The organism is Oceanobacter sp. 5_MG-2023, assembly GCF_030548165.1.
GTDB lineage: Bacteria > Pseudomonadota > Gammaproteobacteria > Pseudomonadales > Oceanobacteraceae > Oceanobacter.
On the sequence record NZ_JAUORS010000010.1, the window covers coordinates 80,379 to 106,020 of the forward strand.

The 25,642-nt window shown below is 54.9% G+C and carries 21 protein-coding genes; 8 read left to right on the plus strand and 13 right to left on the minus strand.

Features of this window, described 5'->3' with window-relative positions; all coding sequences use genetic code 11:
• Nucleotides 1-44: 44 nt before the first annotated feature.
• The 8 genes from fmdA to urtA form a co-directional block, all read right to left on the minus strand.
• A complete protein-coding gene (gene fmdA / locus Q4551_RS08730) occupies nucleotides 45-1,277 on the minus strand; it encodes a formamidase (RefSeq protein ID WP_303433176.1) in 1,233 nt (410 codons plus the stop codon).
• Nucleotides 1,270-2,454 carry an AAA family ATPase gene (locus Q4551_RS08735; RefSeq protein WP_303433177.1) on the minus strand — a complete coding sequence of 395 codons (1,185 nt, stop codon included), beginning with the start codon at nucleotides 2,452-2,454 and terminating at the stop codon, nucleotides 1,270-1,272. The genes fmdA and Q4551_RS08735 overlap by 8 nt, the downstream gene beginning before the upstream one ends.
• 12 nt (nucleotides 2,455-2,466) lie before the next feature.
• On the minus strand, nucleotides 2,467-3,513 hold the full coding sequence (locus Q4551_RS08740; protein ID WP_303433178.1) for an aliphatic amidase: 1,047 nt from the start codon (nucleotides 3,511-3,513) through the stop codon (nucleotides 2,467-2,469).
• A gap of 28 nt (nucleotides 3,514-3,541) precedes the next feature.
• Complete coding sequence (gene urtE, locus Q4551_RS08745; protein ID WP_303433179.1) at nucleotides 3,542-4,231, minus strand: urea ABC transporter ATP-binding subunit UrtE; 690 nt, start codon at nucleotides 4,229-4,231, stop codon at nucleotides 3,542-3,544.
• A gap of 30 nt (nucleotides 4,232-4,261) precedes the next feature.
• Entirely contained in the window at nucleotides 4,262-5,026 is a 765-nt protein-coding gene (gene urtD / locus Q4551_RS08750) for an urea ABC transporter ATP-binding protein UrtD (RefSeq protein ID WP_303433181.1), read from the minus strand.
• Complete coding sequence (gene urtC, locus Q4551_RS08755; RefSeq protein ID WP_303433182.1) at nucleotides 5,013-6,203, minus strand: urea ABC transporter permease subunit UrtC; 1,191 nt, start codon at nucleotides 6,201-6,203, stop codon at nucleotides 5,013-5,015. The genes urtD and urtC overlap by 14 nt, the downstream gene beginning before the upstream one ends.
• Nucleotides 6,204-6,214: 11 nt before the next feature.
• Entirely contained in the window at nucleotides 6,215-7,144 is a 930-nt protein-coding gene (gene urtB, locus Q4551_RS08760) for an urea ABC transporter permease subunit UrtB (RefSeq protein WP_303433184.1), read from the minus strand.
• Nucleotides 7,145-7,261: 117 nt separating this feature from the next.
• On the minus strand, nucleotides 7,262-8,521 hold the full coding sequence (urtA, locus tag Q4551_RS08765) for an urea ABC transporter substrate-binding protein (protein WP_303433185.1): 1,260 nt from the start codon (nucleotides 8,519-8,521) through the stop codon (nucleotides 7,262-7,264).
• Between the two features lie 193 nt (nucleotides 8,522-8,714).
• Here urtA and Q4551_RS08770 point away from each other — a divergent pair, with 193 nt between their 5' ends.
• The 4 genes from Q4551_RS08770 to orn all read left to right on the plus strand — a co-directional run bounded on the left by Q4551_RS08770 (nucleotide 8,715) and on the right by orn (nucleotide 14,997).
• Nucleotides 8,715-12,107: an ATP-binding protein gene (locus tag Q4551_RS08770; protein WP_303433186.1), complete on the plus strand. Its 3,393-nt coding sequence runs from the start codon at nucleotides 8,715-8,717 to the stop codon at nucleotides 12,105-12,107.
• The gene (locus Q4551_RS08775) at nucleotides 12,094-13,029 is read left to right on the plus strand and encodes a response regulator transcription factor (RefSeq protein ID WP_303433187.1); all 936 of its coding nucleotides are present in this window, start codon (nucleotides 12,094-12,096) and stop codon (nucleotides 13,027-13,029) included. Before Q4551_RS08770 ends, Q4551_RS08775 begins: the two co-directional genes overlap by 14 nt.
• A gap of 160 nt (nucleotides 13,030-13,189) precedes the next feature.
• Entirely contained in the window at nucleotides 13,190-14,389 is a 1,200-nt protein-coding gene (locus tag Q4551_RS08780) for a leucine-rich repeat-containing protein kinase family protein (protein ID WP_303433188.1), read from the plus strand.
• 59 nt (nucleotides 14,390-14,448) lie between these two features.
• Nucleotides 14,449-14,997: an oligoribonuclease gene (gene orn, locus Q4551_RS08785; protein WP_303433189.1), complete on the plus strand. Its 549-nt coding sequence runs from the start codon at nucleotides 14,449-14,451 to the stop codon at nucleotides 14,995-14,997.
• Nucleotides 14,998-15,041: 44 nt separating this feature from the next.
• Here orn and Q4551_RS08790 read toward each other — a convergent pair whose 3' ends face one another.
• The 4 genes from Q4551_RS08790 to Q4551_RS08805 all read right to left on the minus strand — a co-directional run bounded on the left by Q4551_RS08790 (nucleotide 15,042) and on the right by Q4551_RS08805 (nucleotide 20,784).
• Nucleotides 15,042-15,953: a lysophospholipid acyltransferase family protein gene (locus Q4551_RS08790; RefSeq protein WP_303433191.1), complete on the minus strand. Its 912-nt coding sequence runs from the start codon at nucleotides 15,951-15,953 to the stop codon at nucleotides 15,042-15,044.
• A gap of 33 nt (nucleotides 15,954-15,986) precedes the next feature.
• Nucleotides 15,987-16,664: a fatty acid desaturase CarF family protein gene (locus Q4551_RS08795; protein WP_303433192.1), complete on the minus strand. Its 678-nt coding sequence runs from the start codon at nucleotides 16,662-16,664 to the stop codon at nucleotides 15,987-15,989.
• 238 nt (nucleotides 16,665-16,902) lie between these two features.
• The gene (ggpS, locus tag Q4551_RS08800; protein WP_303433194.1) at nucleotides 16,903-19,173 is read right to left on the minus strand and encodes a glucosylglycerol-phosphate synthase; all 2,271 of its coding nucleotides are present in this window, start codon (nucleotides 19,171-19,173) and stop codon (nucleotides 16,903-16,905) included.
• 276 nt (nucleotides 19,174-19,449) lie between these two features.
• A complete protein-coding gene (locus tag Q4551_RS08805; RefSeq protein WP_303433196.1) occupies nucleotides 19,450-20,784 on the minus strand; it encodes an MFS transporter in 1,335 nt (444 codons plus the stop codon).
• A gap of 648 nt (nucleotides 20,785-21,432) precedes the next feature.
• Here Q4551_RS08805 and Q4551_RS08810 point away from each other — a divergent pair.
• The 4 genes from Q4551_RS08810 (at nucleotide 21,433) to Q4551_RS08825 (ending at nucleotide 24,551) form a co-directional block, all read left to right on the plus strand.
• A complete protein-coding gene (locus Q4551_RS08810; protein ID WP_303433197.1) occupies nucleotides 21,433-22,212 on the plus strand; it encodes an ABC transporter ATP-binding protein in 780 nt (259 codons plus the stop codon).
• Nucleotides 22,213-22,337: 125 nt separating this feature from the next.
• A complete protein-coding gene (locus tag Q4551_RS08815) occupies nucleotides 22,338-23,087 on the plus strand; it encodes an ABC transporter substrate-binding protein (RefSeq protein ID WP_303433199.1) in 750 nt (249 codons plus the stop codon).
• A 73-nt stretch (nucleotides 23,088-23,160) separates the two neighbouring features.
• Nucleotides 23,161-23,853 carry an ABC transporter permease gene (locus Q4551_RS08820; protein WP_303433201.1) on the plus strand — a complete coding sequence of 231 codons (693 nt, stop codon included), beginning with the start codon at nucleotides 23,161-23,163 and terminating at the stop codon, nucleotides 23,851-23,853.
• Nucleotides 23,850-24,551 (plus strand): ABC transporter permease, encoded by a 702-nt coding sequence (locus Q4551_RS08825; protein WP_303433202.1) that lies wholly within the window; start codon nucleotides 23,850-23,852, stop codon nucleotides 24,549-24,551. Before Q4551_RS08820 ends, Q4551_RS08825 begins: the two co-directional genes overlap by 4 nt.
• Before the next feature lie 132 nt (nucleotides 24,552-24,683).
• Here the strand turns inward: Q4551_RS08825 and Q4551_RS08830 are convergent, their stop codons facing one another.
• Nucleotides 24,684-25,595 carry a LysR family transcriptional regulator gene (locus Q4551_RS08830; RefSeq protein WP_303433203.1) on the minus strand — a complete coding sequence of 304 codons (912 nt, stop codon included), beginning with the start codon at nucleotides 25,593-25,595 and terminating at the stop codon, nucleotides 24,684-24,686.
• Nucleotides 25,596-25,642: the final 47 nt, after the last annotated feature.

Below are 25,642 nucleotides of genomic sequence, written 5' to 3' on the forward strand. Positions count from 1 at the left end.
CAGCAGTGGCGCGGTTACCCGGCCACTGCCAATGGGCGCGTGGATCAGTCGAGATCGGCTGCTTTGGGAATATCGATGGAGCCATCCAGATGCTTGATGGGGCCATCGGCAGACGGTTTGATATCAAATTCGAAGATATCGGTCGGTAACCACAAGGTGGCGCAAGAGTTCGGAATATCCACGACGCCACTGATGTGTCCCTGAATCGGTGCACAGCCAATAATGGCGTAACCCTGGGCTTCGGTATAACCGAATTTGGTCAGGTAATTGATGGCGTTCATACAGGCTTGCTTGTACGCCAGGCTGGTATCGAGGTAATGCTGTTTGCCGGCATCATCCACTGAGATACCTTCAAAAATCAGATAGTCATCGTATTTGGGAACCAGAGGGCTGGGTTTGAAGATCGGATTTTTGACCTGGTATTTGGCCATGCCATCCTTGATCAGGTTGACGCGCAAATGAATCCAGCCGGCCATTTCAATGGCGCCACAGAAGGTGATTTCACCATCTCCCTGGCTGAAATGCAGATCGCCAACCGATAAACCGGCACCGTCCACATAGACCGGGAAATACACCTTGGCACCACGGGTCAAGTCTTTGATGTCACAGTTACCCCCGTGCTCTCGTGGCGGTACGGTCCGTGCGCCTTCGGCGGCTGCGGCGGCTTTTTCGTCCCCTTCCAGTCGTCCCATATGAGCGGTGTCGGCGTACGGCAGGCAGGCGAGCGCCGGTTCCCGGTCCGGGTCGGTATCAAACAGTTCTTTTTCCCGGTGATTCCAGGTATCCAGCATGTCCCGTGAAGGCAGACAGCCAATCAAGCCGGGATGCAGAATGCCCGCAAATTCAACGCCGGGAACGTGGCGGGATTTGGTGTAGATGCCGTTAAAGTCCCAGATGGATTTTTGCGCTTGCGGGAAGTGGTCGGTCAGGAAACCGCCGCCATTTGTCTTGGCAAAAAAGCCGTTGAAGCCCCATTGTTGCTCGGCAAAGGTGCCGATATCGAGAATATCCACTTCCAGTAAGTCTCCGGGCTGAGCGCCTTCCACCGCGACCGGGCCGGAGAGAAAATGCACCTGGGTCAGGTCGACATCACGGATGTCTTCGGCGTTGTCGTCGTTCTTGATCTGACCGCCTGTCCAGTCATAGCACTCGATAATAAAGTCATCGCCGGGCTTGACGGTAGACACCATGGGAATATCCGGGTGCCAGCGGTTGTGGACGCTGTCGTTCTCGTAAGCAGACTGGTTAAGGTCAATTTTGATGATGGTATCAGTCATGGTTAGCTCCTTGATGGGCAAGTACGGCTTTGGAAAAAACGTGTGGATCGACGGCGACCGGGCCGTCTTCGCGGGTATTGGAGGGTGAAGGCGCTGAAGCGTGTGTGGCCGGGTCGGCCGCGGCGCTTGGCATGGGGCCTGCGCTGAACGTCAGGGCGTCGTTGCGTAGCAAGGCGCGCAGCTGGCGAGGATGGGCGCAAGACGGCAGGGTGAGCAGGTAGCTGGCCAGTGGCACAACAACCTGGCGTTGAAACAAGCGCTGAATGGCCCGGGCACCGTAGTGCTGGTCAAAGTCGCCACGACTGAGCCAAAACAGGCAGGCGTCGTCGAGCAACAGGGTCAGCTGATGTCTTTTCAGGCGCTGGTTAAGCTCATTCAGCAGGGTGGTGACTACCTGTGGCAGTTGTTCGCTGCCGAGGCTGGCAAAACGTTCGATGCAATGAATCCGGTTGAGGAATTCGGCATCAAAGTGATTATCGAGGGCGCGCTGCTGCAACCGGTGTTTGAGTCTGGCCTGCCATGCGGGTGGCAGCCATGGGCGCAGCGGGTGGCGCTGCCATGCCCGTGAACCCAGGTTGCTGGTCATGAACACCAGAGTGTTACGGAAATTCAGTGCTTTCTGACCCGATGCCAGAGTCAGCTCGCCGTTATCCAGAATATTCATCAGGCTGCGGACCACGTCCGGGCTGGCTTTTTCTATTTCATCAAACAGCACGATGCCGGGGCGGCTGTTGCTGCCCTTGATCAGCTCCTCGTTGAGCAGCGTCAGGTTGTCCTTGCTGCCGACGTAGCCCGGCGGCGCCCCGGTAATGGCGGCGCTGTAATGGCTCTGCGACAAGGTATTCATGTCGATGCGGCAGAAGTGGTTGGCATCACCATGCAGGGCTTCGGCAATGCGGCGCACCATTTCGGTTTTGCCCACTCCGGTATCGCCAAGGAACAATGCCGTCAGCAGTGGGCGACGATCGTCACTGAGCCCTGCCTTGAGCACATCCAGCTGGCGGCACAAGCTATGAATAATTTGCTGCTGCCCCACCAGATGACGCTCCAGTTGCTGTTGCAGCTGCGCCGGTTCGAAAGCAAAGCGGGAGTAAAGCGCCGGGCGTTCGGATGCCGCGGCGTCACTGGTGTGGGACTGGCGCTGTTGTGATTGCAGACGATCGTTAATAAACACCATGGTCGTCGCGCCTCAGGAACCGGATTCCATGGTTTTTTCCGGTGTCGGAATACCACCTACCGGGCATTCTTCCGTACCGATGGTGCTGCGCGTCATGGCCTCGACGTCGTCGCGGGCCTTCTCGGCATCGGTGACCCAGGTGCGGTAAAACTCGAACGGGCAATCGGCAACGCCACGGTCACCATCACCGGAGGCGTGCATGCCGGTGTAACCCCGGTGCAGCAGCTTGAACAGATGATTCTGGGACTGATCGTTTTTGCGGGCATCGCGGATTTGTGACAGCGATAACTGGGCGTATTGGATGCCCATGTCTTCTTCGCCACATTCACCAAGGGTGCGGCCATCAAAACCAATAATGGCGGAGTGGCCAAAGTAGGAATAAACCCCGTCGAAACCGGCGGCGTTGGCCACGGCGACGTAGCAGTTGTTGGCCCAGGCCATGGACTTGGACATCATCACCTGCTGCTCTTTGGCCGGGTACATATAGCCCTGGCAGCGCACAATCAGCTCGGCGCCTTTCATGGCGCAGTCACGCCAGATTTCCGGGTAGTTGCCGTCGTCACAAATGATCAGGCTCAGCTTCATGCCTTTGGGGCCATCACTGACGTAGGTACGATCGCCGGGATACCAGCCTTCGATCGGGCACCAGGGCAGGCATTTGCGGTATTTCTGGACGATGTCACCGAGATTGTTGATCAGCACCAGGGTGTTGTAGGGCGCCTTGTTGGGGTGTTCTTCGTGCTGCTCGCCGGTGAGGGAAAACACCCCCCAGGTGTTGGCCGCACGACAGGCAGCGGCAAACATATCGGTTTCCGGCCCTGGAATGGTGGTTGCGGTGGCCATCATTTCGTCGTGGTCGTACATGATGCCCATGGTGCTGTATTCCGGAAATACAATCAGATCCATCCCTGGCAGACCTTTTTTGATGCCCTGGATCATATCGGCAATGCTGGCCGCGTTGTCGAGCACATCGGCCCTGGTGTGCAGGCGGGGCATCTTGTAGTTCACCACGGCGACGCCGACGGTATCGTTGCTGCTTGAAATATCACCATGACGCATGGTTGTTCTCCTTTGGCTCAGATTCGGTTTAGACGGACAGGTAGCGGGTGATGGTGGCCTGATCGGCCTCCTCGACAGGCACGTCGAGGACGATGTTGCCTTTCTCGATCACCAGGATGCGATCGGCGACGTCCAGGGCGAAACTGAGCACCTGCTCAGAAACGATGATCGACAATTTGCGCTGGTCGCGGATCGTGCGCAGGGTGCGCGCCATTTCCTTGATGATGCTGGGCTGGATGCCTTCGGTGGGTTCGTCCAGCAGCAGCACGCTGGGATTGCTGGCTAACGCCCGTGCGATGGCAAGCTGTTGTTGCTGGCCACCGGACAGGTTGCCGCCACGACGGTGCTGCATTTCTTTCAGTACCGGGAACATGACGTAGAGATCTTCGGGAATGTCATTCTTGCCGGTGGAGGTGAGGCCGGTTTCAATATTTTCTTTCACCGTCATGGTGGAGAAAATCATCCGCCCCTGTGGCACAAAGCCGACACCGGCGCCGACGCGTTCGTAACTCTGGAGTGGCACCAGATCGACTCCGTTGAGGGCAACCGTTCCGGACTTGCTCGGAATCATGCCGATCAGCGATTTCATCAGCGTGGTTTTGCCCATGCCGTTACGGCCCAGCACGGCGACAATTTCTTCGTCTCCGACACTCAGGTTCATATTGCGAATCACGTCACTTTGACCGTAGGCAACGTTGTAATCGGTTAGCTCAAGCATTGTTTATCTCCTCGTTTACCGGCTTGGCGATCAATGGCCCAGGTACACTTCAATGACTTTGGGATCGTTCTGAACCCGCTCCATCGAGCCTTCCGACAGCACCTTGCCCTGATGCAGGACGGTGACGCGGTCGGCGATGTCGGCAACAAACTGCATGTCGTGTTCAATCACCAGCACTGAACGGTCCTTGGTGATTTTTTGCAGCAGTGCCGCGGTTTGCTGGCGTTCAGAAACCGACATGCCCGCCACCGGTTCGTCGAGCATCAGCAGCTCGGGGTCCTGGATCAGCAACATGCCGATTTCCAGCCATTGTTTCTGGCCGTGGCTGAGCAGGTCGGCGGACATATCGAGCTTGTCGGCGAGGAAGATCATCTCGGCAATTTCGATAACCTTGTCGATTACCTGCTGGTCGCGCCGGAAGGTCAGTGCTCCCCAGACGTTGCGGCCTCTGGGGTAGGAGAGTTCGAGGTTTTCAAACACCGTCAGGTCTTCGTAAATCGACGGCGTCTGGAACTTGCGGCCGATACCGGCATGGACGATCTGGTGCTCGTTCATGCGGGTCAGCTCCTTGCCCTTGAACTTGATCGAGCCTTCAGTGGCCTTGGTGCGGCCACAAATCAGATCCAGTACGGTGGTTTTACCGGCACCGTTGGGGCCGATAATGACGCGGATTTCCTGCTCCTCGACGTAGAGCGAGAGGTCGCTGACGGCCTTGAAGCCATCGAACGAGACCGTCAGACCCTCCACGCTGAGGACGAAGTCCTTCTGCTCAATGTGCTTGTTAGTTTCCAGCATGACGGTGCTCCACGGTGGGGTTGGCAGAAGGAGTAGACGAGGTTTCGGCCGTTGTCGTCACCGCGACGGCGGGAATGGTGCTGGGCGGTACGGGAGAGCGTAAGCGGGCCGGCAGGCGTGGTTCGATATAGGTTGTCCAGACACCGGCGAGGCCATTCGGGAAGGCCATGACCACACCGATAAACAAGGCCCCCATGGCAAACAGCCACAGTTCCGGAAAGGATTCCGAGAAGCTGGTTTTGGCGGCGTTGACCAGCAGAGCGCCATACACCGCCCCCAGCAGCGAAAGACGACCACCAACGGCGCAGAAAATCACCATTTCGATCGACGGCACGATGCCAACAAAGGTGGGTGACATAAAACCGATCTGCAGGGTGAACATGGCACCACCAATGGCGGAGAACACCGAAGCCAGACAGAAGATAAAAATCTTGAATGCCGAGACGTCATAGCCAGAGAAACGCACCCGGTCTTCCCGTTCCCGCATCGCGACTAACAGGCGTCCCAGTTTGCTGTTGATGACGTATTTGCCAATAAACAGACAGACAAACAGCAGGGCCACGCAGACGAAATAAAGAATGTACTTGGCTTCGTCGGTACGAATATCCCAGCCGTGCAGGGTGCGCAGGTCGGTGATGCCGTTAACCCCTCCGGTGTAGCCTTGCTGGCCAATGATCAGGATGGTCAGGATGGCGGCCACCGCCTGGGTGATGATGGCAAAATACACCCCGCCAACCCTGCGTTTGAACATGGCAACCGTCACCACAAAGGCGAAAAATGCCGGTACCAGAATAATGGCGAGCAAGGTAAAGCCGAAGCTGTGGAAGGGTTCCCAGAACCACGGCAGCTCGGTGAGCTGGTTCCAGTCCATAAAGTCCGGGATGCCCGGCGTTGTCTGGATGGCGGTGTTTTCCGGGCTGGAGGCTTCCAGCTTCAGAAACATCGCCATGCAGTAACCGCCAAGGCCAAAAAATACACCCTGACCCAGGCTGAGAATGCCGCCGTAGCCCCAGCACAGCACCAGACCAATGGCGACGAAGGCATAGGTCAGATATTTGCCGATCAGGTTGAGGCGGAAAATATCCATACTCAACGGTAGAACCACGATCAGCAACAGCGCCAGAATCAGCATATGGCTGAGCTGGTAGCGAGCGAACAAATGGGCAATAAAGTTCATGGGCGACCTCTTTATTTACGTATTTTGAGAGAGAACAGCCCTTGTGGACGCAGCATCAAAATGCCAACGACGACGAGCAGGGTGAGCACTTTGGCCATCGAGCCACTGAGGAAAAATTCCATGGTCGATTGCGCCTGAGAGATAGTGAAAGCCGATGCGATGGTGCCCACCAGACTGGATGCGCCACCAAAAACCACCACCAGAAAGGTGTCGACGATGTACAGCTGGCCGGAGGTCGGGCCGGTTGAACCGATCATGGTAAAAGCGGCTCCTGCGATCCCGGCGATCCCACAGCCGAGCGCAAAGGTCAGGCGGTCAACGCGGGCGGTGTTGATGCCGACGGCAGAGGCCATCGGCCGGTTTTGCACCACGGCCCGGGTTTGTTTGCCGAGTCGGGATTTCTGCATTGTCAGACCCACACCAACGGCGACCACCAGCGTAATGGCCATCACAAACAGGCCGTTGATGGGAATTTCCACCATATCGGTCAGGGCGATGGAACCCATCAGCCAGTCGGGCAGGGTGACGCCGACTTCCCGCGGGCCAAAGATGGTGCGATACAGTTGTTGCATGATCAGGCTCAGGCCCCAGGTGGCCAGCAGCGTATCGAGTGGGCGTTTATAGAGGTGCCGGATCATGGCCCATTCGATAAAGGCCCCGAGCGCGCCGGCGGCCAGAAAGGCGAGGATCAGGGCGACAAAAAAATACAGGCTGTACAGGGATTCCGGCAGGTATGACGAAAAGACATTGGACGTCAGGTACGTGGTGTAGGCGCCGAGAATCATGAATTCGCCGTGGGCCATATTGATGACGCCCATCTGGCCAAAAATAATCGCCAGCCCCAGTGCCATCAGAACAAAAACAGAAAACAGAGTGAGACCGGCAAATCCCTGCATGGCAAAAATCGAGGTCAGCTCGGTCATGGTGTAGTCGGCAAACATGGTGTTTCCTCCCAGTGGGTTGTAGCGCTACAAGCAGCAAGATAAGCAGAAGGGGAAGCGGCCCTGGCGGGCCGCTTGTTGCGGTTCTTGCTGAGTCACTTGCCTGGTAACACTGGCTTAGTAACCTTCAGGGAACGGGTTAGGCTCGATCAGCTCGGAGCTTTCGTAAACCACCTTGTATTGACCATCCAGCTGGGCGTGGCCGATACGGGTTTTGGACCAGAGGTGATGATTGTCGTGGATGCGGACATAACCTTCTGGAGCGGTGGTCAGCTCGATGTCAGGAGAGGCGGCGCGGACTTTGTCGATATCGAAAGAACCGGCTTTTTCAACAGCGGCTTTCCACAACCAGGGGCCAAGGTAAGCGGCCTGGGTGACATCACCGATCACAATGTCGTCGCCGTATTTGGCTTTGAAGGCTTTAACAAACGCTTCGTTGTTGGCGTTTGGCAGACTTTGGAAGTACTTCATGGAGGCGTAGATGCCATCGATGTTCTCGCCACCAATGCCGAGGATCTCGTCTTCGGTCACGGAAATGGTCAGGAACAGCGGCTTCTCTTTGGTCATGTCGATGCCCGCGGCTTTCAGCTGCTTGTAGAACGCCACGTTGGAGCCACCAACCACCGAGATAAAGACGACATCCGGTTTTTTCAGTTTGATTTTGTTGATAACCGAGTTGAACTGGGTGTGTCCGAGCGGGTAATACTCTTCGCCAACCACTTTGTCGCCAAGGACACTTTCAATGTGTTTGCGGGCAATCTTGTTGGAGGTACGTGGCCAGATGTAGTCAGACCCCAATAAAAAGTATTTTTTCGCGTCTTTGGCATCATCCGCCCAGTCGAGACCCTCGAGAATTTGCTGGGTGGCTTCCTGACCGGTATAAATTACGTTGGGTGATTGCTCCAGTCCTTCGTAGAAGGTCGGGTAGTAGAGCATGCCGTTGTATTGCTCAAACACGGGCAATACGGCTTTGCGGGAAGCCGAGGTCCAGCAGCCGAACACGGCAGCGACCTTGTCGCGGACCAGCAGTTTCTTGGCTTTTTCGGCAAAGGTTGGCCAGTCGCTGGCACCGTCTTCCTGGGTATATACAATCTGGCGACCCAATACGCCACCCATGGCATTGATCTGGTCGATGGCCAGTTTTTCAGCCTGTACCGAACCGGTTTCACTGATGGCCATGGTGCCGGTAATGGAGTGCAGGATACCGACAGTGACGGTGCTGTCGGTCACGGCAAGGCCGGTTGAGTTGGCGCTGTCAGCCAGTGCTGGCAGGCTGACGTGTGCCAGCGCCAGGGCGGCCGGAATGGCCAGCATGCGACGTAGCAGGGTACGGCGTGTACCTCTGGTTGAGTCGTAATTCCTTGATTTTGAAATCATAATTGGGCCTCTTCATGGGGTCTGCTGTTGGCGTAAGGAACGTTATTCAGCATCCATCATCGGCCGGGGAATGGATATTCGCGTCTTGTGACATCGATGTACGTACATTGACGCATACCCGCAAGCCAGGCTTGTCGTTATGGTCTTGATTCATTCGGGAAGGCGATACGATCGCCGTGGATATAAACCAGACATGTCGCAACCGTCGCCGTATGCCAGTCGTCGCAGTTACAACCGCTGGGTCGCAAACCAGACACTGGAAGACTTTGCCTTACGTTTTACCGCCAAAGATGCCCGCCGCTGGTCAGCGGCCCGGGTTTCCAATACCGCACTGGGCGCCATTTCATTTCTGGCGATGGAGGCCATTGGGGCCACCGTGACGCTGATGTACGGTTTTGATTCCGCTGTTGCTGCCATCATGGTGGTGTCGGCGATTATTTTTCTGACCTCGATTCCGATCAGCTATTACGCCGCCCGCTATGGGGTGGATATCGATTTGCTCAGCCGTGGCGCCGGGTTCGGTTATATCGGCTCGACCGTCACCTCGCTGATTTATGCCTCGTTTACCTTTATCTTTTTTGCCATCGAAGCCGCCATCATGGCCTCGGCGATGGATATCCTGTTTGGTATGCCGCTGTGGGCGGGGTATCTGTTCAGCTCCTTGCTGGTGATTCCGCTGGTAACCCACGGGATTACCGTTATCAGCCGGTTTCAGCTGTGGACGCAACCGTTGTGGATTGTGCTGCAGGTACTGCCGATTGTGTTCATTCTCTGGCAAGAGTGGTCGGTGGCGCTGGAATGGGTGAATTACCCGGGAGAAATGTCGCAGGCTCAGGGCGTCGAGGGAGCTGATGGGCATTTTGACCTGATGTATTTTGGCGCTGCATCGGCGGTGGTATTTGCCTTGATTGCGCAAATTGGTGAGCAGGTTGATTTTTTGCGCTTCCTGCCGGAGCCGCAGCCCAAAAACCGTTTGCGCTGGTGGCTGGCACTGATCGGGGGCGGCCCAGGCTGGATTGTGGTGGGCATGTTGAAAATTCTGGCCGGGTCATTCCTCGCGGTACTGGCGGTGAGTTCAGGCATGTCGATTGCCGAGGCGTCTGACCCGACTCGCATTTATTATATTGCCTTTGGTTATCTGACGGACTCACCCATGGCGATTCTGGCCATGACCGGGCTGTTTGTGGTGCTGTGTCAGGTCAAGATCAACGTCACCAATGCCTATGCCGGATCGATTGCCTGGTCGAATTTCTTTTCCCGCCTGACTCACAGCCACCCGGGGCGGGTGGTGTGGCTGGTGTTTAACGTCGTGATCGCGCTGCTGCTGATGATGCTGGGGGTATATGAATCGCTGGAGCGGATTCTGGGTATTTATGCCAACGTTGCGGTGGCCTGGGTCGGGGCGCTGGTCGCCGATCTGGTGATCAATAAACCACTCGGACTAAGCCCCAAACATATCGAATTCAAACGGGCCTATCTGTACGACATCAACCCGGTGGGTTTCGGAGCCATGGTGCTGGCCTCGGTCATTGGCGTGATCAGTTTTATGGGGGTATTGGGCCCGGTCGCTCAAGCGTTATCACCCTATGTTGCGTTAACGACCGCGCTGCTGGTGTCTCCCCTGATTGCGATACTGACACGCGGACGTTATTACCTGGCCAGGGATGTCATTGTCCAGGATTCCGCGGTCTGTGAGTGTGTGGTGTGTAATAACCGTTTTGACGCCGAAGACATTGCCAGCTGCCCGTTGTACAAGGGCGCTATCTGCTCCTTGTGCTGCACGCTGGAATCCCGTTGCCACGACCTTTGCAAAGACAACGCACGACTGAGCGACCAGATTCAGCAACTGTTGGAAATGGTCTTGCCCGTTTGGATGGTGGAACGAATGAACCCGAGGCTGCTGCAGTTTTCCGGGTTGATGGCGATAATCGGATCGATCGTGGGGGGCCTGTTCTGGCTGGTGTATGCGCAGATTCCCTCCTATGCCGAAGGGCATTCACTGCTGGCCGGGACGCTGGCGCAGGTTTATCTGCTGTTACTGATCATCATCGGCGTGTTGATCTGGCTGTTTGTGCTGGCCAACGAAAGCCGTTTGTTTGCGCTGAACGAATCCCAGCGGCAAACCGAGCTGTTGCAACAAGAGATTATTGCCCACGAAGCCACCGACCGGGCCCTGCAGGAATCGACGGAGCTGGCCGAGGCTGCCAATCGCGCCAAGAGCCGCTATCTCGGGGGCATCAGCCATGAGTTGCGCAGCCCGCTGAATTCCATCATCGGTTATGCCCAGCTGCTGGAAAAGGACGAAACGCTTTCCGGGCGGCAACGGGACAAGGTGAAGCTGATTCATCGCAGTGGTGACCACCTGGCGGATTTGATCGAAGGATTGCTGGATATTTCCCGTATCGAAGCAGGACGTCTGGAAATTCACCGCGATGAGTTTGACTTGCACCGGTTACTGGATGAGCTGGTCGATATGTTCCGGCTGCAAGCCGAAGACAAGGGCGTCCGTTTTGACTATCAGTTGTGCCCATACCTGCCACAGATTGTCCGTTCGGACGAAAAGCACCTGCGCCAGATCCTGATCAACCTGCTTTCCAACGCGGTCAAGTTTACACGGGCCGGGACGGTGTCGCTGAGTATCAGCTATCGCAGCCAGGTGGCCGAATTCATGGTGACGGACAGCGGCCCCGGCATCAGCAATCACGACATGCAGCGGATCTTTCTGCCATTTGAGCGGATTCGCAAGCCCGGTGTCCCCCAAACGCCAGGGACCGGGCTGGGGTTGACCATTTCCCGCTTGCTGGCCGATATCATGGGAGGCGATATCAGTGTCGACAGCCAATTTGGTCAGGGCAGTGTGTTCCGTTTGTCGATGATGCTCGCCAGTGTGGCACTGCCGGAGCCGGGGATTGCACCAGAGCGCAAGATTGTTGGTTACCAGGGCGCAGAAAAAACCTTGCTGGTGGTGGATGATGATCCTACCCATCGGGGCCTGATCAGCGAGATCCTGACTCCGGTCGGTTTCGAAGTGCTGGAAGCAGAAGATGCCGGTGCCTGCATTCGAGTATTGCAACAAACGCCGGTGGATTTGCTGTTGATGGATATATCCATGCCGGGAATGACCGGGTGGCAATTGCTGCGCCAACTGCGGAACGACGGCGTCAGCAGCCCGGTGGTGATGGTCTCCGCCGATGCCGAAGATCGGCAGTCGGCATTGGCTCAGGGGGACGCCAGTGATCCGGCGGAGCGACTCAATAACGGCTATCTGATCAAGCCGATCCGCGATCGCAAGTTGCTGGACATGGTTGCCAGAGTGCTGCAGTTGCAATGGCAATACGACGACGATGCATCTGAGCTGAGTGCGCCGTCGGGTGCCGACCCTGTCGATATGACGTTATCAGAAGCGAGGGAAATGCTGGCGGCTGCCGAAGTGGGGCACATTGTGGGCATGGAAGCCGTGCTTGAGCAGATGGAGCAGCGGGGCGCTGCTGCGACCATGCTGCGACGAGTACGACACTGCCTCTCGGCCTTCCGGTTCGATGAGCTAATCACACTGACCAAGAAGGTGATCAATGATGAAACATAGCGTCAGCGTCACGGCATCGGGAAGCAGTACCCAGGGAGTGGTACTGATTGCTGATGACACCATTGGTTCACTGGGCATGCTGAATGAAATGCTCGTGCAGGCCGGGTATACGGTGTTGGTGGCCATGGATGGTTTGCAAGCCCTCGCCGTGGCCGAAAGAATGATGCCCGACCTGATTCTAATGGATGCCATGATGCCGAATATGGACGGCTTTGAAGCCTGTGAGGCGTTAAAAAAAGATCCTGATCTCGAAGGTATTCCCGTGATCTTTATGACCGGGTTAAGCGATAGCATGGATGTGGTCCGAGGGCTGGAATCCGGCGGCGTGGATTATGTCACCAAACCCGTGAATCTGGATGTATTGCTGGCCCGGGTGCAGGTTCATATCAGCAATGCCCGCAAGACGCGCCGGGCAATCGGTTCGCTGAATGAAATTGGCCAGCCAACCTTTGCCTGTAACGTGCACGGCCAGCTGTTGTGGTGTTCCAGCCGCACCATCGAAGTCTTGGCCAAATCCGGTTTGTCCGAACAGGCGTTTCAGGAGGCGACCAGTGCCGCGTTGGCGAGTTGGTTTGCCAGTGCTCCGGAACGCTTTCAGCAAGTCCGGGTAGAGCAGAATGCAGGGCAGTTTCTGGTGAAATTTCTGGGTTTACCAGCACCGGGCGAATATTTATTGCGGCTGGTGGATGATGATGAAATCTCGCTGCGCCAGACGCTGCGTGACCATTTTCAATTAACGGTACGCGAGGCCGAAGTCTTGCTGTGGTTGTCGCGCGGTAAAACCAACCAGGAAATCGGCCGCATCCTGACCATGAGCCCGCGCACGGTCAACAAGCACCTTGAAACGGTCTTCCGTAAAATGGGGGTTGAGAACCGCACTTCGGCTGCTGCGCTCAGCCTGGGGTATCTGAGCCGGTTGTGAGTTCCTGTGGCATTTGGGCAAACCACCAGAGGGATCGAGGGCTGAGAATCCTGTTTCCCGGTGACTGTGTACGAATGGTTCCCTGAGCGACAACGTATAAACTTGCTCTTGTAAATCAAATGGATAGAGTGAGCAGCAACAGTCATTAAAGGAAGCTGGTGTGCAAACCCTTGAACAGTTACGTAATGGTGAGTTGAAAGGCTGTCGTCATCTGAAGCTGACACAAGCGCTGGAGACCTTTCCGGAAGAAATTTTTACCCTGGCCGACAGTCTGGAAGTGCTGGACCTATCTGATAATCAGCTGACCGCTTTGCCCGATGACTTGTCGCGCCTGCGTCATCTGAAAATATTGTTTGCCTCGAATAATAATTTTCAGCATTTTCCTGAGGGCATTGGTGGCTGTAGCGCGCTGGAAATTGTTGGTTTCAAACACAATCAGATCCATCACCTCTCCGAGACCTGTTTACCACGAACTCTGCGGTGGTTGATTCTGACGGATAATGACATCGTACGTCTGCCAGAATCGATCGGGTCGTTAGGCAAGCTGGAAAAGCTGGCTTTGGCGGGTAACCGAATCGGATTTTTGCCAGACAGCTTCCAACAGTTAACCCAGTTGGGCTTGTTGCGTATCTCTGCCAACCAACTGGCAGAATTTCCGGCGGTTACCTTAACGTTACCCAAGCTCGCCTGGTTCGCTTTTGCCGGTAATCCTTTTTGTGCGCCAAGGCAAACACATGCCGATTTCCCGTTGGTGGACGCTGAAGCGCTGGCCTTGACCGAGACCTTGGGACGAGGTGCTTCCGGAATTATTTCCCGGGCTTATTGGCAATCGCTGGAGCAACAAGAGATATTGCAGTCAGAGCAGTGGGTTGCGGTAAAGGTTTTTCACGGCGATGTGACCAGTGATGGCTACCCTGAGGATGAACTGGATGCCTGTTTGTCGGTGCCCGCCCATAAAAATCTTGTCACGGCGATGGCCCGTATCAACGCAAACAATATGAGCGCATTGGTGATGGAACTGATTCCTGCCCATTACCAGAATCTTGGCCAGCCACCCAGTTTACAAAGTTGTACCCGGGATACCTTTACCCAGGGGCAGCGTTTTTCTTCCCGGCAAGTCGAGCATATGGTTAAGCAAATGCGCAGTATTGTGTCGCATCTGGAACAGGCTGAAGTGTGTCATGGTGATTTGTATGCCCATAACACCCTGATTGATGCCGAGGGTAATATCCTGTTTGGGGATTTTGGTGCGGCTTCCCGGTATGAGTATTTGTCGGCGCAGCAGAAACAAGGCATTCGCACCATTGAACGCCGCGCTCTGGATCATTTTATTGATGACCTGCACGGCCTGATTCCATAAACACCGCTTTTCAACAACCTGCTAGACTCCGGTCATTGGATGAACACAGGAAAAACAACATGAGTCAGCAAGACAATTTGGTGTGGATGGATCTGGAAATGACCGGTCTGGAGCCAGAGCAGGATGTGATTATTGAAATCGCGACGATTGTGACCGATGGTCAGCTGAATCTGATTGCCGAAGGTCCGGTGATGGCGATTCATCAACCTGCGATTCTGCTGGATGCCATGGATGAGTGGAATACGCGTACCCATGGCAATTCAGGGCTGGTGGAGCGAGTCACCAACAGTCCGATCAGTTGTCGCGAGGCCGAGCAGCGGACGCTGGCGTTTCTCAAGCAGCATGTCAAAGCCGGAACCTCGCCCTTGTGTGGCAACAGTATCCATCAGGACCGTCGTTTTCTGGTCAAATACATGCCGGAGCTGGAAGCGTTTTTCCATTACCGCAACCTGGATGTCAGTACGCTGAAAGAGTTGGCCAAGCGCTGGTCGCCGTCGGTGGTGTCTTCGTTCGACAAGGCGGGCAGTCATCAGGCGCTGGATGATATTCGTGAGTCCATTGCGGAGCTGGCGCATTATCGCGAGCATTTTCTCCGTTTGCCGGAATAAGGGCGCATCACAAGGTCAGGTGTCCGAGCCAGTCAGAGCAGAGACTATGGCCCCCAGCGGTTGGTATCCCATAACAGCCAGCTGGCCGGGTCCTGCTTGAGCTGGTTGGCCAGGGACTGGTTGATGCGTTCGGTGATTTGGCGGGCTTGTGCCGGCAGCTGGTCGTCAGCGACGGCTTGTGTCGGGGTCAGTGATGGCTCAAATACCTGACGGTACTGGCCATCGTTGGTTCTTAGGGTGTAGGTCGGAATCAGTGCCATGTGATGACGCAAAGCCATTTCAGCGGCAAAGGTTGAGGTCCAGGCGGGCTGTCCGGCAAAGTCGATTCGTTGGCCGTTACGGCCTTTCTTGACCTTGATGTCGATCAGAATATGGGCGTTGTCACCGTTTTTCAGATGTTGGATCAGTTCACCGGTACGGTTGGTCGAAATCATTCTGGGGCCGACCCGAAAACGCCGGTTAAAACCCAGGTAATCAAAACGGGTATCGGCAAAGTCGCGGTACAACTCCCAGGCTGGAAATCCCAGTTGCTCGATAATCCGGCGGTTCATTTCCCAGTTATTGATATGGCCGCTGACCCATAATATTCCTTGTCCCTGGTCTTTGGCGCGCTGTACGTGTTGCAGCCCTTCTATCTGTGTTCGTTGCCGTTCGTTGCCATCCATGGTGAGGGATTCGGTGGCGGTGAGCAGCATATTGGCGTAATAGCGGTGACGGATATGCTGGCGCTGGGCGACGCTGGCATCAGGCAACAGGCGTTGCAGGTTGTTGTCGAGGTAATGGTTTTTTTTGGCCAACAGCAGGCGTGTCAGTCGGGCAAGGATGGGGCCGGTGGCGGCGTAGCGGCTGATTTTCTGTATTCTGGCCCGGCCCATTATCCGGATCAAACCCACCAGCACTGAAGCCAATAACCAGAGTAGCGGGCGCAGCAGATAACGCTGAAGATAAGTGGTCATAAGGTGTACTCGGTGGCGTGGCCAGGCAACGGCTTAAATCGGCTCCAGCCCATCTTCGAACACCCAGCCGTGTTTGCGGCAAAAGCGGAAAATGCGATTAACAACCGGATTGGCCCAACCGTTCAGAATACAGAAGTCGACGCCAAGGTCGAGATGGTGGGATTGATGCTGCTCTTTTGTCATAAACAGTCTGGTTTTTTGCAGGACTCGCACCAGCAGGGAAAGTTTGGGCCGATGGGCACAACTGTGTGCGTATTGGGTCAGCATCAGGGCACCGATCAACGTCCAGCCAAACAAGGCCGTCAGGGAGCCGATCCAGTCGAGGGTGTGCAGCAACAGTAACGACACGGTGGCTGGCAGGGTGACAAAATACATCGCGGGCATGATCAGCCGCAGGAAACTGCGGCGGCCCAGTGCGCCGGGGCTAAGGTGGTGAACCTTGAAATCAAAGACAATGGTTTCCAGTGGTGAAATCTTTTTCATCACCGCAGTGCGTTGTTTGAGATACTCCTCCGAGCCTTTACTGCCTTGATAAAAGTACAGTTCCTTGAGGCCAGAGTTTGGCGTAGTGCGCCGATAATCGAGAATAAAATGGGCGACGCCAGACAACAGGTCGGCAAGATAAATCGCCAGAAAAATGACCGGGACAGCCCAGAGAGTTATCTCGCCAGACGTCGCAATACCGACCAGCAAACAGAAATACAGGGTCATGCACAAGCTCACCGCACCGTAGTGCAATAACTTGTTACCTGTAACCCCGTTATTGGCGGCAGAGGGCTTTATCTTTGGGGAGATCCGGGATCCAGGCAAGGTCAGGACTTTCCATATGGGCTGGTCAATAAGCGCTCTATAGTATCGAGCGGATTGGCATATTACAAACCGGCAGGCCAGGTTACTTGACCTGCCGGTCGAAACGAAGGTGACGTTGGTCTGTGTGGCGGTATTGCGATCAGGCGGGCTGATTGTCCTCGCTGACTTGTTCAAGGTTGGCCAGTCGTGCGCCTTCTACAGCGTCGAGGAAGTCGTGCCCCCAGCGTTCGATATCATGGTGTTGCACGGCGTCAAACGCATCTCGTATACGAGAGCGTGCTTCGGCTTCATCCATCACCAGCCCTTGCCAGGCGCTGTCGGCCAGTTCATGGGGTGAGTGAGGGTTGGTAAGTAGCGCTCCACGCAGTTCGGCAGCGGCACCGGCAAATTCCGACAATACCAGCACTCCGGCTCCGTCGACCATTCCTTGGGTGGCAACGTATTCCTTGGCTACCAGATTCAGGCCATCGCGCAGAGGGGTAATCCACATCACATCGGCCATGGCGTAATAGGCAACCAGTTGTTCAAACGGCACTTTGCGGAAGAAAAACTGCAAGGGTGTCCAGCCGATTTGGGCAAAGCGGCCGTTGATGCGTCCGACGGCCTGTTCGATATCTACCTGCAGTTCGGCGTAAACGGTCATCTCGGCAGCGGCAGGAACACAGATAGTGACCAGGGTGACGTTTCCAATCAGCTCTGGGTGTTCATCCAGCAAGCGTTCGAAAGCGAGCAGTTTTTCCAGAATCCCCTTGGTGTAGTCGAGGCGTTCGACAGACAGCAAGACCCGGGTGCCTTCCAGCTCCTGTTTGAGCTGGCGGATTTGTGTCTGGATTTCCGGCTTGTCGAGCGCATGGGTAATACGGCCAAGATCCAGCCCTACCGGATGCGCACCCAGATGAATGATGCGGCCATGGACCTTGATAACGGAGGTCATTTCTTCCAGACCGACGGCACAGCCGTAGGTCATGAAGCGCGGTGCACAGTTCTGTTTTTCCAGCACCTTGATCGGCGTAACCCCACGGGCAACATCGACGAAGTTTTCTGACTGGCGTGGAATATGGAAGCCGATAAAATCGCACTGCAGCAGGCTGCCGATAATCTCACGACGCCATGGCACTACGTTGAAGACGTCGGCAGACGGGAAGTAGGTGTGGTGGAAAAAGGCAATGGTGACGTCGGGACGCAGTTCGCGCAGGAAAGCCGGCACCATCCAGAGGTTGTAGTCGTGGATCCAGACAACGGCGTTTTCGGCGGCTTCGGCGGCGGCTCGTTCCGCAAACAGGCGATTGACTTCCAGGTACACCAGCCAGTCTTCTTCAAGAAAGGTAGCGCGCTCCCAGAAGGTATGCAGTGTTGGCCAGAAGGCTTCCTTGGAGAACTTCTTGTAGAAGATATCCACTTCATGAGGCGTCAGGGCAACACGGGCCGTCATCAGTTTGGGGTATTTGACAGCATCAACCGGGCTGCGGGTTTTGTAGCCCGGAGTCTCGGGGTCCACCGTCGACCAGGCAACCCAGGAGCCGGGTTTGCCGTCACCAAAAAAGCTCAGCAGCGTCGGGATAATACCGTTGGGGGAGGATGGCGGCCGTTCGACCATCACACCGTCTTCTACTTTTTCTTCAAACGGCAGGCGGTGGTAAACAACCACCAGGTCGGACTTGCCGGTTTGTTGTTCTTCGCGGGATTCTGCTTCGACACCGGCCATACCCAGAAAGCCAAAATGATTGAAGGCTTCAATAATGCCGCCACAACCGGCTTTTTCTGCGTGGTAGACCATGGTGCTGCGCTCGGTGGCTTCCAGCAGACGGCTTTCGGAGCCGCCGACACAGACAGACGGGTAGTCGAGCTCAATCATTTCCAGATCATTAAAGCTGTCGCCAGCAATCAGTACTTGATCCTGGCTCAGCTCCAGCCATTCGATCAGGCTGTCGAGGGTGGTGCCCTTGTTGACTCCACGAGGCAAAATATCCAGATACTGGTCGGAAGAATACATCAGGTCGCAGCCCAGCTGACTGACCGCGGCTTTTAATTCGTCAGACAGGGTGTCTTGCTCGCAATAGAAGGAGCAACGACGCTCCTGGGGGACATCCTGACGTTGCAGCTCGGTAAAGGGTTCCAGTGCATTCAGTACTGCCAGCTCCCCCGGCCAGTTTTGTTCCACTTCTCCCTGGATATGAGTAATGGGTTGCAGGGTTTCTCCATCCACTATGGTGGCACCCACATCACAGATAATGTAATCCGGTTGGGGAATGGACGGATCAGATAGCAGTGGCAGAACCATTTCGATGCCGCGGCCGGTGACAAAAGCCAGGCGGATATCGGGGTGGTGATTGATCAGGTGATAAAGCTGTTGGCGATCGTCCGGGTTGCCGGACAAAAAAGTACCATCAAGGTCTGTGGCAAGTAACATCGTGCGTATTCTCCTTCCGGGGCTGGGTTCATCTTGAACGATGGGCGGCCCTGGTTGACTGGTCGTGATGTCGTCTTGGACATCGGGTTAATTGGCTTCTGCAGCCATGATGCCTGAGCCTTGGCTCGGGCCATGTGGAACAACCGGTCAAACTGCGCTTGCTGTAATAACTGGCCGAGTGACGGTGTTCCTGAATGCGTTTGTGTATCTCTGTTGTATGTTTCTTTTGTTACGTTTTGTCGGATAAGGTTCGTTGTTCTGTGGCCTCCGCCCTGCTCACGAGGTTGGAGGCTGGGTTAACGGTGGTTCATCTGGCTTCGTGGAACTGCCCGGTTCCTCTGTATTATCCACTGCGGATGTATCCGCTGTCGGCTCGCTGTCGTCGATGTCATCTTCCGGCAGCATTTCCAGTGCGGTAGGCGTTGTCCGTACCATGGGTACAAACGGCGCGGCGGATTCAATGTCATCGGCCTTGGTTTGTGGCCGTTTCAGCGAGTAAAAGGCATAAGCAGCAATCATCATATGAGCCAATACAAAAAACAGCAGCAGTGCCAGCGGGCTGTAATATTCCATCAGAGTCCCTGCAACAGCGGGGCCAGCTGCGGCACCCATGCCATGAATCAGCAGCAAGGCACTGCCGGCAGGCAGGATATCACCAGGTTCCAGATGGTCGACCAGATGCGCAACGGATACCGGATACACCGCGAATGCAGCACCACCCCAGAGAGCCATTAACGACAGTACCAACCAATAGGAGGCCGGTAGCAGAAACAGCAGCAAGGCTGCTACCACACCGGCGGAAGCCGTGATTGCCAGCACCTGGCGGCGATCGTGGTGATCCGAATAGCGCCCCAGTGGGTACTGGAAGATAGCACCACCAATAATAGTTGCCGACATCAGCATGGCCACCTGGCTGCTGTCGAAGCCGATGCGCTGGCCAAAGACCGGCATCAGTCCCCAGAAAGCCCCCATCGCAAGACCGGAAAAGACGCCACCAACGACGGCGACCGGTGCCAGCTTGACCAGTCTTTTGGGTGAAAAACGTTTCACTTCCGACACCGATGGCTGGGCCAGACGCGTCCAGGTAATCGGCACCAGACTAATACACACCAAGATGGCCGCCAGCGCGAAGAGGGTAAAGTTGGCCGGGCTGTCGAGCTGCAAGAGTTGCTGCGCCAGCGCCAAGGAGACCAGGTTAACGGCCATATAAATCGCAAACACCTGACCACGCTGCTGTTGTGGTGTCTGGTTGTTGAGCCAGCTTTCAATAATGGTGTACAGAATCACCAGTACTGCCCCGGTGACGACTCGTAGCAAAATCCAGGCGATCGGATTGACCAGCAAGCTGTGCAACAACACAACCGCAGCGGCAATGGCAGCACAGAGCGCAAACGCCCGAATATGACCAATGCGGCGCAGAATGGGCAGGCCAATATAAAACCCGACAAAAAACCCGGCAAAATAGCCCGAACTGATATAACCGATCAGGCTGTCACTGTAGCCCTCGAGGCCACCCCGCAAGGCCAGCAAGGTGTTCAGCAGACCACTGCCGAACAGCAGCAGGGATACCCCAAGGAGCAGTGAACCAATAGGAATAATCAGCGGCAGCATAATAATGTTGTTCCTTTCATGTAGGTGTCGTTCATGGCTGACGATTAACAACCGGGAAAACAAACCTGGCTGTCTTGCTGACTTGTCGCCTGCCAGATTGGACCGTGTAACGGCCAGGGAATCTAGCGGTTGCATCACAGGGAATTGACCATTGGCCGACACCACCTTCGTTATGGCAATGTACCCGTGTACACCAGGGATCGGGGTGATTGCCCTTGCCCAGGTAATAAGGAGCTGATTGACTGAGAATATGGTCGTTGCGTTGGATATGTGCCGCCATCTGAAATGAAAACAAGACCTAGAATGGCCCTAAAACAGGGCATATTGCCAGTATTGTCCACAATGCGAGGCGCCAGAGTTGGTTTTTTTGAGAGATATCGGACGGGTTATCCGTATTGATCGGTAGCCTTTGGGCTCTTGATCGGAGAGTGGGCTTTGCATGTTGTTATCAGCGTCTATCTGGTGGCGTCAGTATGGCTGCCGGATCTGATTCTTGTCGGTGAACATAATCCGGCAATGGCCACATGGGCATTTTACTTAAACGATCGTTTCATTTGTGGTTGTCATCCATTCGCAAGCCATTGAAAATGGAAGGATAACAAGAGTGTCGGTCGCGGCACTGACCATTTTACGAGGATGAAGTCTGGAATGAGTACTTCGAATCTGGCGTTGGAACTGATCGATATTCACAAATCCTACGGCGACCTGAACGTATTAAAAGGGGTCACGTTAAAGGCTGCCAAGGGCGATGTGATTTCTATCCTGGGTTCCAGTGGCTCGGGCAAGAGCACCTTGCTGCGGTGCATTAATTTGCTGGAAAAACCCAGTCAGGGCGAAATTGTTATCGGTAATGAACAACTGATGCTGAAGCCGGGCAAACATGGCGAGCTGGAAGCCGCCAGCAGCAAGCAACTCGAAAGGCTGCGCTCCTGTCTCGGGTTTGTGTTCCAGCAGTTTAATCTCTGGCCGCATATGACCATTTTGCAAAACCTGATTGAAGCTCCGATACATGTTCTGGGCGTTCCCAAGGCTGAAGCCATGGAACGGGCACGGAAATTGTTAGCAAAAGTGGGGCTGGCTGATAAGGAAGGTGCTTATCCCGCACATTTGTCCGGTGGCCAGCAGCAACGGGTGGCTATTGCCAGAACCCTGGCGATGGAGCCTAAGGTACTGTTGTTTGATGAACCGACATCGGCACTGGACCCGGAACTGGTCAATGAAGTGCTGGCGGTGATGCGCGAGCTGGCCGACGAAGGCCGTACCATGCTGATTGTCACCCATGAGATGCGGTTTGCCCGTGAGGTGTCCAGCCAGGTGGTGTTTTTGCATCAAGGGCAAGTGGAAGAAATCGGCACACCCGAACAGGTGTTTGATAATCCGAAATCCCCGCGCGTCAAAGATTTTATGGCCAGTCACCAGGGCGGATGATGGCTCTGGTGTTGCGATGGCTGGTGTTGCGATGGCTGCCATGGGACCCAACGATAGGTCTCGGCGGCTAATTCCCTGATTGATATTCATAACTCTGATATTCACAACCATGAGGAAAGAGAACGATGCGTAAGGTAATCACGACAGCCTGTTTGTTGGTATCCTGCCTGACAGCTCCACTGGCATTGGCGGGCGACAAGGTCCGTATTGCAACAGAAGGTGCCTATGCACCGTTTAATATGACGGATAACCAGGGCAACCTGATTGGTTTTGACGTCGATATCGCCAAGGCCTTGTGTGCCGAAATGAAAGCCGATTGTGAAATTGTGGCGCAAGACTGGGACGGTATTATTCCGGGGCTGCGTGCTCGCAAGTACGATGCGATTATTGCTTCCATGTCGATCACTGAAGAGCGTTTGCGGGTCGTGGATTTCAGCGAAAAATACTACGCCAACATGCTGGCTTTTGTTGGGCCTGAAGGCAAAACCCTGGATGTCACCAAAGCCGGTCTGAAAGGCAAGGTGATTGGTGCCCAGCGTGCCACTATTGCTGGTCAGTATCTGGAAGATAACTTCGGCGATATCGTTGATGTGAAGCTCTACGATACCCAGGACAACGCTTATCTGGATCTGGCGAATGGCCGCCTGGACGGCATTATGTCGGACAAGTTCCCGGCCTACGACTGGTTGCGTACCGACGATGGCAAAGGCTTTGAATTCAAGGGCGACGACCTGGATATCGATGACCATATTGCCATTGCTGTTCGTAAAGGCGACAAGCTGGCGAACAAATTCAGCGCTGCTATCAAGGCTATCCGTGCCAATGGCAAATACGCTGAGATCAACGCCAAATATTTCCCGTTTGATATTTACTGATATTGCCTGCCGGAGTCACTCGCTCTGAGTGCTCCGGTGCTATTTCTGCTTCTGGACGAGAGTCGCAACTGTTATGGATTTACAAGGGTACGGCCAGCTGCTGTTGAGCGGCTTGTGGGTCACCATTGAGCTGGCCTTGGTCAGTCTGTTTTTTGGCCTGATCATCGGCTTGTGTGGTGCTTCGGCCCGGCTGTCTGCTTCTCCTGTTGCCCGTGCGATCGCAACGACCTACACCACGGTTGTACGGGGTATTCCAGAGCTGTTACTGGTGTTGACTCTGTATTTTGGCGGTTCACAGCTATTGATGTGGATTGCCAGTATGTTTGGCTACGACGAATATATCGATGTTGGCCAGTTTGCGGCGGCAGTGGCGGCGCTGGCGATTGCCTTTGGTGCGTACTCCACCGAAGTGTTCCGAATGGCGATGATGGATTTACCCAAGGGCCAGTGGGAATCCGCTGCGGCCATGGGTATGACGCCATTAAAAACCTTTGTTCGTATCATCATGCCGCAAGTGTGGCGCCTGGCTATTCCTGGTTTGGGCAATCTGTTTCAGGTCTTGCTGAAAGATACGGCTCTGGTCTCTGTGGTTGGTTTGAATGAGCTGATGCGGCAAGCGTCGGTCGGTGCTGCCAATACCAAACAACCGTTCGATTTTTATCTTGCTGCTGCCTTGTTGTATCTGTTACTCACGGTTGCCACCACACTGATTACCGGTTATCTCGAACGTCGCAGTAAACCCGAATTAAGAGGAAACCGCGCATGAGCTGGGAGTGGGGGGTTATTTGGGAATATCTACCGCGGTTATTGGGAGGGGCTTGGCTGACTCTGGAGCTGGTGGCTGTTTCCGGCTTGTTGGGATTGGCTCTGGCGGTGCCGTTGGCGCTGGCGCGAGCATCGGCTAATCCGCTGGTGAGAGCGTTTCCGTACGCCTATATCTTTTTCTTTCGCGGTACACCATTGCTGGTGCAAATCTTTCTGATCTATTACGGCGCGTCACAGTTTGATGCTGTGAAAGAGTCCTTTTTGTGGCCTGTTCTGCGTGAGCCTTACTGGTGCGCGATTATTGCTTTCTCGATGAATACGGCCGCTTATACCGCCGAGTTGATTCGGGCGGCGATTCAGGCGATTCCCAAAGGTGAGATCGAAGTCTCGCTGGCGTTGGGGATGAGTAAATTGACCATGATCCGGCGTATTATCCTGCCGCGTGCTGCTGGTATCGTGTTGCCGGGTTACAGCAACGAAGTGCTGTTGATGCTGAAAAGTTCGGCGCTGGCCTCGACGATTACCTTGCTGGATTTGACTGGCATGGCACGGACGATTATTGCCAGAACCTACACGCCACTGGAAATGTTTTTTGCGGCAGGCATGGTGTACCTGGCCATTGCTGCCGTCATGATTCTGGTGTTCCGTTTGCTGGAGCGGCGACTGAACCGTTATCAGTTTGCCAAGCGCCCGTCATGATCTGACGCCTGGCTTCAGCACTTCTTGACGGAGCAAGAGTGGGGGAGTGCTGTGCTCACTCTCTCACTCTCTCACTCTCTCACTCTCTCACTATGTTGGTTGTTGCTCGTCGATCCGAGGTCTGTAGGGCGTCTATGCCTGAACGCTGTTTTGAATCCACGGCACGGATTCTGAGGCAATGTTCACAAAGGCTTGGGCTGTGGGTGCCAGTCGGGATGAGCGGTAATGCATTTGCGTCAGTACCTGGGTGTGGTCATCTTCAATCGGCATAAATCGACAGCCTTGTGTAAACAGCTTCGACACGCACAAGGGCGCGATAGCAACCCCCAGCCCGGCGGCCACCATGGTTAACACTGTCTGCATGTGTTTGGGCTGGGCAGAAATATGGGGTGAAAAATGATGGCGTTGGCAAAGATTGATAATGCTGTCGAATAAACCTACGGCTTCTTCCCTTTGAAATAAAATAATGTGCTCTTGCCTGAGGTCATCCAGACGTATTGACTGCCGCTGTGCCAGCGCATGCTGCGAAGGCAGTACAAGGGTTAACTGATCGGTATAGAGCAATTGGCTGGTAAAAGTGGTTTGCAGCTCCTGCGGCAGTGGCCGAGAGATACCAATATCAATGTGATTGGTTTCAAAGGCGAGTAATTGCTCGGATGCGGTCATTTCAAACAGACTGATTTCAACATCCGGGTACTGGCTATGAAAACGTTGCACCAGATCCGGAATAAAGGTCAAACAGGCGGAAGGTAAATAGCCTACTTTCAGGCTGCCCAATTCACCATTGGCGGCTTTTTGGGTACGCAGGACGGCTTCTTCTGCTTGTTGCAATATGCGCGTTGCATCGGTGAATAATTGTCGGCCAGCCGCCGTGATATGCACATCGCGTGTGTTGCGAATAAACAACAGGGTGCCCAGTTCTTTTTCCAGCGCTGCGATATGGCGACTGATTGCTGGCTGCACGGTATGCAGCTCCCGCGCCGCAGCGGAAAAACTTTTTAATGTCGCAACGGCAATAAAACTTTTTAACGGCTTCAATTCCATTTATTGATACTCAATCCGTATGGCTGTGATGATATTAAACCATTTCT